Annotated in this window: 13 protein-coding genes and 1 tRNA gene; 9 read left to right on the top strand and 5 right to left on the bottom strand. The window is 38.8% G+C overall.

What is annotated here, in order from left to right; genetic code table 11:
• Window positions 1-170, bottom strand: a 170-nt coding sequence (locus HLH14_RS15940; RefSeq protein WP_413228127.1) for a helix-turn-helix domain-containing protein, incomplete at its 3' end; no start/stop codon positions are given.
• A gap of 476 nt (window positions 171-646) precedes the next feature.
• On the opposite strand from HLH14_RS15940, the gene HLH14_RS05845 reads away from it, so the two are divergent.
• The 3 genes from HLH14_RS05845 (at window position 647) to HLH14_RS05835 (ending at window position 4423) form a co-directional block, all read left to right on the top strand.
• Window positions 647-723: transfer RNA gene (locus HLH14_RS05845), tRNA-Ile, on the top strand.
• 547 nt (window positions 724-1270) lie between these two features.
• Entirely contained in the window at window positions 1271-3475 is a 2205-nt protein-coding gene (locus HLH14_RS05840; protein WP_067724426.1) for an OsmC domain/YcaO domain-containing protein, read from the top strand.
• Between the two features lie 723 nt (window positions 3476-4198).
• A complete protein-coding gene (locus HLH14_RS05835; RefSeq protein WP_067724427.1) occupies window positions 4199-4423 on the top strand; it encodes a hypothetical protein in 225 nt (74 codons plus the stop codon).
• A 71-nt stretch (window positions 4424-4494) separates the two neighbouring features.
• Here HLH14_RS05835 and bioB read toward each other — a convergent pair whose 3' ends face one another.
• On the bottom strand, window positions 4495-5484 hold the full coding sequence (bioB, locus tag HLH14_RS05830) for a biotin synthase BioB (RefSeq protein ID WP_067724428.1): 990 nt from the start codon (window positions 5482-5484) through the stop codon (window positions 4495-4497).
• A 290-nt stretch (window positions 5485-5774) separates the two neighbouring features.
• A complete protein-coding gene (gene queG / locus HLH14_RS05825; protein WP_067724429.1) occupies window positions 5775-6881 on the bottom strand; it encodes a tRNA epoxyqueuosine(34) reductase QueG in 1107 nt (368 codons plus the stop codon).
• A 23-nt stretch (window positions 6882-6904) separates the two neighbouring features.
• Between queG and HLH14_RS05820 the strand changes: the two genes are divergently transcribed.
• Genes HLH14_RS05820 through HLH14_RS05810 form a run of 3 tightly spaced genes read left to right on the top strand, consistent with a single transcriptional unit; the run spans window position 6905 to window position 9016 of the window.
• Window positions 6905-8377 (top strand): NAD(P)H-hydrate dehydratase, encoded by a 1473-nt coding sequence (locus tag HLH14_RS05820; RefSeq protein WP_067724430.1) that lies wholly within the window; start codon window positions 6905-6907, stop codon window positions 8375-8377.
• Entirely contained in the window at window positions 8370-8645 is a 276-nt protein-coding gene (locus HLH14_RS05815; RefSeq protein ID WP_067724431.1) for an acylphosphatase, read from the top strand. The genes HLH14_RS05820 and HLH14_RS05815 overlap by 8 nt, the downstream gene beginning before the upstream one ends.
• Window positions 8646-8677: 32 nt before the next feature.
• A complete protein-coding gene (locus HLH14_RS05810) occupies window positions 8678-9016 on the top strand; it encodes a hypothetical protein (protein ID WP_067724432.1) in 339 nt (112 codons plus the stop codon).
• A gap of 9 nt (window positions 9017-9025) precedes the next feature.
• Here HLH14_RS05810 and ruvC read toward each other — a convergent pair whose 3' ends face one another.
• Entirely contained in the window at window positions 9026-9568 is a 543-nt protein-coding gene (ruvC, locus tag HLH14_RS05805; protein ID WP_067724433.1) for a crossover junction endodeoxyribonuclease RuvC, read from the bottom strand.
• Between the two features lie 122 nt (window positions 9569-9690).
• Between ruvC and HLH14_RS05800 the strand changes: the two genes are divergently transcribed.
• Window positions 9691-10257, top strand: a complete 567-nt coding sequence (locus HLH14_RS05800; RefSeq protein ID WP_067724434.1) for an FxsA family protein — start codon at window positions 9691-9693, stop codon at window positions 10255-10257.
• 145 nt (window positions 10258-10402) lie between these two features.
• Window positions 10403-11041, top strand: a complete 639-nt coding sequence (locus tag HLH14_RS05795; protein WP_067724435.1) for a LysE family transporter — start codon at window positions 10403-10405, stop codon at window positions 11039-11041.
• Here HLH14_RS05795 and HLH14_RS05790 read toward each other — a convergent pair.
• A complete protein-coding gene (locus HLH14_RS05790) occupies window positions 11038-11226 on the bottom strand; it encodes a hypothetical protein (protein ID WP_067724436.1) in 189 nt (62 codons plus the stop codon). The genes HLH14_RS05795 and HLH14_RS05790 overlap by 4 nt on opposite strands.
• 323 nt (window positions 11227-11549) lie before the next feature.
• On the opposite strand from HLH14_RS05790, the gene HLH14_RS05785 reads away from it, so the two are divergent.
• Window positions 11550-11792: a hypothetical protein gene (locus tag HLH14_RS05785; RefSeq protein ID WP_067724437.1), complete on the top strand. Its 243-nt coding sequence runs from the start codon at window positions 11550-11552 to the stop codon at window positions 11790-11792.
• The last annotated feature ends 42 nt before the right edge of the window (window positions 11793-11834 follow it).

Raw genomic sequence — 11834 nt, 5'->3', positions numbered from 1 at the left:
TGACGGACAATTCTTGAGGCTGTGGGCTCTGAAACCCCGTAACTCGTCGCAACGTGAAATAAGGTTCGGTATTCCCGCCAATAGCTCAGACAGAGCAGAACCTGATCCTCTAGGCTTAACTTGGGCGGTCTGCCTTTGGCAGGGACATGTATTTTCAATTGCTCAACCATTAAATAGAAGGTTGACCATGAGATGCCAGTGTATCGCTTGAACTGAGGATCAGAAAGCTTGTTTGAATCGATGTATTTCATCCGCAGATTATGCACGAATGCTAAGAAATCCGGAGTGCAAATATTAACCAAAAAGAAGATCATTTTTTGATTTATGAAAGAGGTCTATTAATTAAGACCTTATAAGTATAATTAAGTCATCATTTTATCATGTTGTATTGTTCAGCATTCAAGCTTCTTATGTGATAGTGAATGTGGTTTTATTGAATGAATGTATTTCTAAAATAGAAAAAATATCTACTTTTAATTTTAGCGATGAATTAAGAATTTATGAAAAATACAAGTCATAAAATAAGTGATAAAAACAATTGTTGTGTTACTGTGCAAGTGAAAGCAAAAACGCTTGTTTTTTGAAAAAATCTTCGTTAGTATTGCCTCGCTTGAACTTGTTGATATATAACAGTTTCAGCTTATAAGGGCCTATAGCTCAGTTGGTTAGAGCAGCGGACTCATAATCCGTTGGTCGACAGTTCAAGTCTGTCTGGGCCCACCAAATTTTTTACTCCTATTATTGTTATATGAAATCTAAACCCTTAATTCTATTCGAATTAAGGGTTTTTTGTTGCTTGGGTACACGTACTATAATCCAGTTTATATATCTCAATAATTTCAAAAAATTAATGACTGATGCCGTATATACGGCATTAAAACCAAAAGATAAAGAATACCGTGAATCTAATGTACGAAGGTCTTTATATGCGAATCACTCCAAAAGGTGCTAAATCTTGGCAATATCGATTTAAAAATAATGGAGGTAAGTGAACAGCGTTATGAGCTAATCGAAATCTTTGTCTAAGTGATTCTTATTTTAAGTATTTTTTATAAATAGTCTGCAAAGACAGACAAAAGTTATCAATCTAACCAAATCACTCTATAATATCGCCCATCATTACAAGTGTTAGTCGTTCGGTATGTCACCAAACGAATGATGCGAGTTACTCTCTTTTTTAAGTCAATTTCTTTTCCGTGATTCGGCTTATGTTTCAATATTTAGAATCTTATGGGTCCATAGTGGCACATAAGAATAGTTAGGTGCCAGCATGGAAATCAAGGTCAATTATCTCGACAACCTTCGACAAGAAGCCAAGTTCGATGATTTTACGGTAATTGCCGACCAACCAATTCGTTATAAAGGTGATGGTTCAGCACCAGGGCCATTCGATTATTTTCTTGCATCTTCTGCTTTATGTGCTGCCTACTTTGTAAAGGTGTATTGTGCAGCGCGTGATATTCCGACCGATAATATTCGTCTGTCGCAAAACAACATTGTAGATCCAGAAAACCGCTACAAACAAATTTTTAAAATTCAGGTGGAATTACCTGCGGACATTTCAGAAAAAGACCGTCAAGGTATTTTGCGTTCAATTGACCGTTGTACGGTTAAAAAAGTGATCCAAACGGGTCCTGAATTTATCATCGAAGAAGTAGAAAGCATTGATGCTGATGCCCAAGCTTTGTTGATGCCAAGTTTAGCATCTGAAAGTAGTACCTTTATTCCCGGTAAAGATCTGCCATTAGAAGAAACCATTGCCAATATGTCGGGCATTTTGGCTGGTCTTGGCATGAAGATTGAAATCGCTTCATGGCGTAACATCGTACCGAACGTGTGGTCTTTACATGTTCGTGATGCGCAATCACCAATGTGCTTTACTAACGGGAAGGGTTCAACCAAAGAAAGTGCGTTGGCTTCGGCACTCGGTGAATTCATTGAGCGTCTCAACTGTAACTTCTTCTACAACGATCAGTTTTGGGGTGAAGACATTGCCAATGCTGAATTTGTACATTATCCAGATGAAAAATGGTTTAAGCCGGGTCCACAAGGTGAGTTACCAAAAGAAATTTTGGATGAATATACTTTAGAGATTTACAATCCTGAAGATGAACTCCTCGGTACGCATTTGTACGACACTAACTCAGGCAATACCGAGCGTGGAATCTGTTCATTGCCATTCGTGCGTCAGTCCGATAATGAAGTGGTTTATTTCCCATCAAACCTGATTGAAAACTTGTACTTGAGTAACGGTATGAGTGCCGGTAATACTTTGGCCGAAGCACAAGTACAGTGTTTGTCTGAAATTTTTGAACGTGCGGTGAAACGTGAAATTTTAGAAGGCGAGATTGCACTTCCCGATGTGCCGGAAGATGTATTGGCGAAATATCCAGGCATTGTTGCAGGCATTAAAGGACTGGAAGAGCAAGGTTTCCCTGTCCTTGTAAAAGATGCCTCATTGGGCGGTCAATTCCCAGTGATGTGCGTGACCTTGATGAATCCACGTACTGGTGGTGTATTTGCCTCTTTTGGTGCACATCCAAAATTAGAAGTAGCTTTAGAACGCAGCCTGACTGAGCTATTACAAGGTCGTAGTTTTGAAGGTCTCAATGATTTACCAAAACCAACCTTTAGCAGTAATGCCGTCACTGAACCGAATAACTTCGTAGAACACTTTATTGACTCAAGCGGTCTGGTGTCTTGGCGTTTCTTTAGCTCAAAATCTGATTATGAATTTGTTGAATGGGATTTTACTTCTGAGGGTAAAGATGCCAATGTGGAAGAAGCGGCAACCATGTTCGGCATTCTCGAAGAAATGGGCAAGGAAGTGTATATGGCGGTGTATCAGCATTTAGATGCAACTGCTTGCCGTATCTTGGTGCCAGGTTATTCGGAAATTTATCTGGTTGAAGATCTGATTTGGGACAATACCAATAAAGCACTTCAGTTCCGCGAAGACATTTTAAATATCCATCGTTTGGATGATGAACAGCTAGAAGCCTTGGTTGAGCGTTTAGAAGAGTGTGAATCTGATGATTACACCGATATCGTGACTTTAATTGGTGTTGAATTTGATGATAATACCGTTTGGGGTCAGCTCACTATTCTGGAACTTAAGCTCCTTATTTATATTGCCTTACAGCAATTTGAAGAAGCGAAAGACTTAGTTGAACAATTCCTGCAATACAATACTAATACGGTTGAACGCGGTTTATTCTACCAATGCTTAAATGTCGTTCTGGAAGTTGAACTCGATGACGATATGGATTTAGATGATTATGAAACTAATTTCCGTCGTATGTTCGGTGATGAACGGATGGATGCCGTGATTGGTTCTATGGATGGCAGTATCCGCTTCCATGGTTTAACTGAAACCAGTATCAAACTGGAAGGTTTAGATCGTCATTTACGTCTGATCGACAGCTATAAAAAGCTCCATGCAGCACGCAAGAAGTTTGTAGCTGTATCAAAATAGAAATTATGCAGGCGGGAGTAATTACAAATATTACCGAGTTGCTCCTATGTTGTTGATATAAAATGAAATGCATTTAAGAAGTGCTATTCTATTTTCTATTCTAAGCATCTGTGTATCAGCAATAAGCCGAATGACTCAAATCATTCGGCTTATTTTTTGTATTTATCCATATAATTTTTTTAAATTCAATGAGGTAGAAAATACTTCTTGCCTGTGTTGGCCAGCCAGATATTAAACCTCATAAGTCTTTTTGTTTATCGGATTTTTTAATGACCTTATTTAACCGAGTATTAAAAGTAAGTCATTATTTAAAAAGAGTATTAATTCTAGCTTTATTTTTGTAATTTGCTCTAAAAATTGTTGCTAAGTTATTTGAATTATCCAGAAAATGTGGTAATAAATAGGGGTGGTGTTTTTTTAATCACATTATGATTTCAGGATGAAATTTATTTTTAAAAAAACTGAATTTTAAAAACAATCAAAAAGGAGTTTAGAAAATGCTTCAATTGCTTATGAAATTATTTTGTTTACATGTTTATGAATATGAGCACATGGAAGAAATTGGGGAACATTATAAGGAATGCAGAAAGTGTGGAGATAAGCCGCTCTAATTGAATTCTATTTATAATAAAGAAGTGGGCTTTATGCTCACTTCTTTGTTTTCAGCGCAAAATTAGTAATAATTGATAAGTAAAACTTTTTACTTAGGCAAGGCTAAGGCCAATGAACAAAGATTTTAAAGCAAAAACTTACATTGTGGATGAGCATCTGGAAGATACATTAACCTGGTTGTGTCATCATCAAGACAGTTTTGATTCGTTCACTTATGATGCGATTGCTCAAGAATTGGCGGTGCATCATGCCAATGGTATGGACATTATTCGGGTAGGAGATTATCTGAATGCGAGTTATGGCATTTTAATTACTGCACATAATTTTGCAGAGTAATGTCGCAGAATAAATTTTCCGAAGAAAAAAGCCCAATCAGGGCTTTTTTATCAAAGATTAGAATGAGTCATTTAACTCGTCATGGCATCTACTGATAATTCTTTAATACTTGGTTTGGCTTTTTCTGCTACCAAGCCTAACTTATCAAATAACTGTTTGTCTTTACCTTCACCCGCATTGGGGGTAGTCAAAAGCTTTTCACCCGAGAACAATGAGTTTGCACCCGCCATGAAGGCCAAGGCTTGATCGGCATCAGACAAAGACTCGCGACCTGCAGAGAGACGAATATAGCTCTTTGGCATAATAATACGTGCTACAGCAATGGTGCGAATCCATTCGGTTATATCAAGTTTTTCTACATCTGCAAGAGGAGTACCTTCAATCGGGACTAGCATGTTGATAGGTACAGATTCAGGATGAATTGGTAACGTTGCGAGTTCGTACAAAAGACCAATCCGATCTTTACTGTTTTCACCTAAGCCAACAATCCCACCACTACAGACTTTCATCCCTGCTTGACGGACATGATCCAAAGTATTTAAACGATCATCATAAGAGCGTGTGGTAATCACATTGGGATAATATTCACGAGAGGTGTCGAGGTTATGGTTGTAATAGTCTAAACCTGCTTCACTCAGGCGTTCAGCTTGCGATTGATTGAGCATGCCTAAAGTCATACAGGTTTCCAAGCCGAGTGCTTTAACTTCGCTGACCATTTCTAATACATAAGGCATATCGCGTTCATGTGGATTACGCCAAGCTGCCCCCATACAGAAACGTGAAGAACCTGAAGCAAGCGCTTCTTTGGCTTCTTGAATCACTTTATCGACAGCAATACGTTTTTCAGCTTCAAGTTTTGAATCATAACGCGCTGACTGTGAACAATATTTACAATCTTCAGGGCATTTACCTGTTTTTATTGAAAGCAATGTGCTGACTTGGATGGTATTCGGATCAAAGTGTTCACGATGAATGCGCTGTGCTTCAAAAACTAAATCCAAAAAAGGCTGATTATATAAAGCCTGAATTTCGTCACGTGTCCAGTCATTACGTACATTCATTGGTGAAAATCCATAATCATCATTATTTATTATTTTTTATCATACCTAATTTATGTGAAATCAAAAGGCATAAAAAGCCAAATTTGATGGTATCTATCGATTAATTTGAAATGAATTTGATAATTATAAGATTGTATATTTAGTTACAAAATAACTTGAATTGCTGTAAATATAGTTGCAAAGTTTTTTATAATATTTTTTAGTTTGCATTGAACTGGATGCTAATTTTTTTATAAGACTGAAACTTTGCGCATATCTAGAAAAGTGAAATTTAAGAAAATATCTTACAATCAGTTAAGTCCTTCATTAGATTTAGTCACTTGTTCCTGAATTGCCCAATCAATATGGACTTGCACAATCTCATCATGCGAATCACGTGTTTGCTTTAAAGTTTCAATAATTTCATGAGAAAATGGTGCATTTCCCAAACCAATCGCAATATTTCGCATAAAGCTTTGATAACCGGTACGTCGTATTGGACTGCCTTCAGTCTTGGTTAAAAAGGTCGCTTCATCCCAGTGCCATAAATCCAGTAAATTGATCTGATCCAAACCATGTCGTGGATTAAAGTCTTCAATCGTGGCTTTCTTGGCAAAACTATTCCAAGGACAAATCAGTTGACAATCATCACAGCCAAAAACCCGATTCCCAATACCACGACGTAATTCTTCAGCAATGATGCCTTTATATTCAATGGTCAAATAAGCAATGCATTTACGCGCATCGAGCATATACGGTTCAACAATGGCTTGGGTGGGGCAAATGTCGATACAGGCTGTGCAAGAGCCGCAATGCTTGGTTGCAGGGGAGTCAAAAGGCAAATCCAGTGAGGTAAACAGTTCGCCCAAAACAAAGAAGGAACCTGATTTTTTTTGAATAAGCAGGGTATGTTTGCCCGTCCAGCCCATACCGGCATTTTCTGCCAAAGATTTTTCAAATACCGGTGCAGAGTCAGCAAAAGGACGGGATTCAAAATCACCCACTTTTTCACGAATGATGCTGGCTAAAGTTTTTAAACGACCGCGCATGGTTTTATGGTAATCACGACCACGGGCATAACGCGCAATGATGGCTGCATTAGGCTCATCTGGTACATAACGTGGTTTAGGCGTTTCCACCAGATAGTTCATTCGTACGCAAATAATGCTTTTGGTGCCGGGAACCAGCAAAGTTGGATCAGCGCGTTTTTCTAAATTTTCTTCCAGAAACTTCATGTCGCCATGATAACCGCGCTTTAAATATTCTTTAAAACGTGGCAATTCTTCTTGAGCATCTGGTTTGGCAATGACACAATCACTGAAGCCTAATTGCAAAGCTTGAGCTTTAATCCACGCTTTTAGCGCTTCAGGATCAGTTTGATCTAAAGGTATTTTCTGTGATGGTGTGGATGTTGCCATAATTTAACAAGAAGAGAAGAACAATGCGTCAGCCAGTTTATCATAGCCAAAGTATTCAAGCATGGGAGCAACGCTGGTTTGCCAAGCAAAACAGTTCTTATGCGTTAATGCAGCAAGTCGCTTGGATGGTTGCGCAGCGCTTACTTCCCATTTTTCAGCAACAGCAAATAAAAAAAATTGCGGTGTGTTGTGGGCAAGGCAATAATGCAGGTGATGGATATTTAACGGCTAAATATTTAAAACAAGCCGATTTTAATGTCGAGATTTATGCAGCTGAATTAGGATCTTCAAAAGATTTACATACGGCTTATCAAGAAGCTGTAGCGGCAGAAATAAAAATTCATTCAGGTTTTGAATTTCCAAAACAATATGACTGTTATATCGATGCTTTATTTGGCATTGGTTTAAATCGTGAACTTAATCCAGATTGGCAGCAGATTATTCAAAGCATTAATGCGCAATCTGGTTTAAAAATTGCCATTGATGTTCCAAGTGGTTTACAGGCCAATACTGGTCAGCCATTACCGTGTGCGATCAAAGCCGATTACACCTATTCGGCTTTAGGTTTAAAAACCGGGCTATTTACCGGACAAGGGAAAGAATTTTCAGGACAGGTTGATGTCATTTCCCTGATTCCTATAGATGAAGATTTAAATCCAAGCGCTCAACTTTCAGCAACGACGATTTCACTTCCACAACGAAAAGCTTTTGGGAATAAGGGCAGCTATGGTCATGTACTCATTGTCGGTGGACATGCGGATATGGGCGGTGCGGTAATGATGGCAGCCGAATCTGCCTATAGTGCAGGTGCGGGGAAAGTCACGATTGTCTGCCATGAAAAACATCACACAGCGATTTTGGCACGTTCGCCGAATATTATGCTGCGTGATATCAATGCCTTGACCAAAGCAGAAATTCAGCAATTATTAGATCATGTCGATGCGGTCAGCTTTGGTATGGGCTTGGGACGTGATACTTGGTCAGAACAACAGTATTTCAAATGGTTCCCTAAGCTCAACACAGCTGAACATTTACATGTGGTGCTCGATGCCGACGCTTTATGGTTCTTAGCTGAGCATCCTGAATTATTAAAACTAGATTCTTACGCGACACCGCATCCAGGTGAAGCGGCAAAACTTCTAAATTGTTCTGTGAAAGATATTGAAAATGACCGAGTTGCAGCGATTCATCAACTCCAAGAAAAGTACGCAGGGCAGTGGGTGCTCAAAGGTGCAGGCAGTTTGATTTTAGAAGATCAGCTGTGGATTTGTACCGCCGGCAATGCAGGGATGGGAACGGGCGGCATGGGTGATGTGTTGGCAGGCATGGTGGCCAGTTTGAAAGCACAATTTTCCGGGCAAATTCATCTGCATGAAATCGTCACTTTACATGCTTTGGCCGGCGACTGGTTGGCAAAAAAAGGGATGCGTGGTGTGCAGGCTCATCATATGAATGAAGCAATTTATCATGTGGTTAATGGAAGTCATGATGAATAAAGCGATCAAATTAATCATTCATGGCAAAGTACAAGGTGTGGGCTACCGACGCTGGTTTGAACAGCATGCTCTAGAATTAGAACTTAAAGGCTATGTAAAAAATCTGGATAGCGGTGAAGTTGAGGCAGTCATTGTTGGTACGGAATATCAGCTCCATACAATAATAGAACGTAGTTATATTGGCCCATCACATGCCGAAGTTTCAAAGATTATTCAAATCGAATTTGATCAAGCACAGGATTTTATTGCATTTAAAATGTTGCGATAAATAGGACTTGGATAAAAAAATATAAGAGGGGAATGATGGACAAATATCTGGTTGTGGCGATTGTGATCGCAATTTGCATTATTATGGTGATTTACACACAACGTGGTGGTTCGAGTTCAAGTCGCTCAGGCAATACCTCATTTAAGGATATCGTACAAAAAGAATTCATGAAATATAAAGTCATTGAAAGGAATCAAACCATTATGATTTGCGAAATTAATCATCGCAATGAACCGGATGAACTGGTTTTGATCCGGATTGATCCCAATCAGAAAAAGAATATAAGAAATTTCGGCCGGAGAGTTACTTTTACTTATCCCAAGCAACCCTCGATTGGTGAAATGCGTAAAGATTTCGCGCAGTATCTTTAAATATTCTACTTATCTTCTTCTAACGGTACGGCTACGTCCACGTGCCATACCACCTAGAGCATTGAGTACTGCCATTTTACTCATACTGCCTGAAGCGTGGGCATGGCAAATCGCAGCAGCCAAGGCATCGGCAGCATCTTGTTGCGGCTTAATGCTTAAATTTAAAATACGCATGACCATCATCTGAACTTGTTCTTTATCTGCCGCCCCATAACCCACCACGGATTGCTTAATTTGTCGTGCTGTATATTCCGCCACTTGTAAATCTAGGTTCACCAACGCAGCAATGGCAGCGCCACGAGCTTGACCCAATTTTAGCGCAGAGTCGGGATTTTGTGCCATAAAGACTTGTTCGACTGCCGCTTCGGTAGGACCATGAAATTTAACAATACGTTCCACACCTGCAAAAATTCGTTTTAAGCGTTCCGGCATTTCCGGGGTTTCGGTACGAATGGTTCCTGCATCTACAAAAGTCAATTTTTGCCCATCTTTTTCGATAATACCGTAGCCTGTCATGCGTGAACCCGGATCGATACCAATAATTAATGACATATAAAGACTTTAAAAATAGAATAATGCCCATATTGTTACATAAGCGTATCAAAAAAGCTTGATCGTGATTAAGCACTTGAATATTGCACCCTATTTATTTTATTGAGATTTGATTAATTTTTATGAAATTATTTCTTATTGTTTTGGCTGGCTTAATCCTTGAAGTCTTTGTCTGGATTGGCGTGGGTGACCTCGTCGGCAGCATGTGGTACGTATTTTTCTGGTTTGTTGCTGCATTTTTCATCGGGATCAATATGATCCGTACCCATGCGTCTGGTCTGCAACAAATGAAACAAGGTCAAATGGCCATGGACCCAAGTCTAAGCAATAATTTACCTAAAATTATTGCGGGTTTGTTGTTACTGATTCCAGGCTTAATCACTGATGTACTTGCACTGTTAATACTCATTCCACCAGTACAACAAGCTTTGAAAGCTGTGGCAATGAAAACCATGATGAAACGTCAACAGGCCATGATGGAAAAAATGATGGGAGGCATGGGGAATATGGGAGGCATGGGCGATGCAGGTGCCCAAGGTCAAAACCCATTTGCGGATATCATGCGTCAAATGCAAGAGATGCAACAGCAAGGTGGTGCACCGCATCATGATTCTAGCATTATTGATGGCGAAGCACGTGAAGTAATGCCAGATGCGAAAAAAATTGAAATGAAAGATGTGAATAAATAAGTTTATTGATCTATATTTTTTTAAAGCCGAATCCTGATGATTCGGCTTTTTTATGGCTTCTATATTTGTATTTAAAGTCGGGCTAAGGCATGCAAAAAATTGAACAAACGATATAATACGTTTTTTTAAAATCTCCTCTATTTCTATGTCATTGCTTTTGACCATTTGTGCACTGCATTTTGTTGCACAGCTTAGCCCCGGGCCGGATGTTTTACTGATTGCTAAAAGTTCAGCATCAACTTCAAGGGCCAACACTTTAAAAATTATTTTCGGTATTTCAGTCGGTATAGTGGTTTGGGTGGTACTGACCCTACTCGGATTTACTGTGCTGATTGAGCAATTTCCATGGATACAACAAGTTTTAATGTTGATTGGTGGATTGTTTTTGGCTCGCATGGGGTGGGCAATGTTGAATGGTGGTTTAAAAACCCTGAAGCAAGAAACAAATCTGGATGATGCTCAACAACACACTGCACCTGATGCTAAAAACCATTTTTTATTGGGATTGTTTACCAATTTATCCAATCCTAAGACTCTGATTTATTTTAGTAGCGTCTTTTCTTTAGCTTTAAGTTCATCCGCATCGACCCATTTAAAAACCCAACTCGCAGTGATTATTCCTCTGCAAACCTTTTTGGTTTTTGTATTGTTCATGCTGATCATGTCGATGCCAAAAATCAAAGGTGCTTATCAGCGTTCAGGGAGTTATATCGATATTATTTCCGGGGGATTATTCCTGATTTTTGCAATCTGGTTAGCGGTTGATGCATTAGCGATGTTTTAGTCTTTTTTGACGGAATCATCCGTGAGTGGCGTAGATGGGGGAGTGGCAGTACTTACTTCCTCATTTTTTTCGCCTTGAGAATAGCGATTGGGTTTTAAGGTTGTTTCAGTATTTTCTGAACCTTTGTAGCTGCGGCTACGGTTGGCACGTTCACGTAAGCCACCCTTTTTAATCAGTTGAACCATCATACACTCCAGATTATTGCCTACTATTTTAACTAAAAACATGAGCGTGATGTGGATCTTAAACGCACCAATTTAATTTTTGACTGATTCCATCTTTGTTACAAAGAATGTCATTTATTTTTAATAAGAAAAGATATTTTTTATTAAAAACAAATAGATTAAATAAATAATGAAAAAGATTTATATTTTGGTCAATTTTAGTTATTGATAAATAGCCTTGTATCTAGCGAAAGACTCACATAAGATCTTATTGATATTACCCTCCATCAAACAATATGGTGGAAATATAAAAACAAGAATGTGCGTAATGTAGGAGCATAGCTATGCTATATCAATATCATTGTGCTTGTTGTGATCAAGTCGTTGATTCGACTCATAAAGAATGCACAAATTGCGGTTCACATAATATTAAAAGCCCGTATGGTTTCTGGATTTTTTGTGTTTTAAGCTGCCTGGCAGCAGTCATCATCTTTAAAATCGTTCATGTCTATTTACAGGATCATCAAGAAACGCCTGTGCAAATTTCATTATTAGAAATTCTAAAACAGGGAGGAAAAACGAAATAATGATTTTTTACGTAAAAAAAAGCCCACAGATGTGGGCTTTTT

It is taken from the genome of Acinetobacter terrae, from assembly GCF_013004375.1.
GTDB lineage: Bacteria > Pseudomonadota > Gammaproteobacteria > Pseudomonadales > Moraxellaceae > Acinetobacter > Acinetobacter terrae.
The sequence above is the reverse complement of the archived record's forward strand: the minus strand, read 5'-3'. Positions and strand labels throughout refer to the sequence as shown.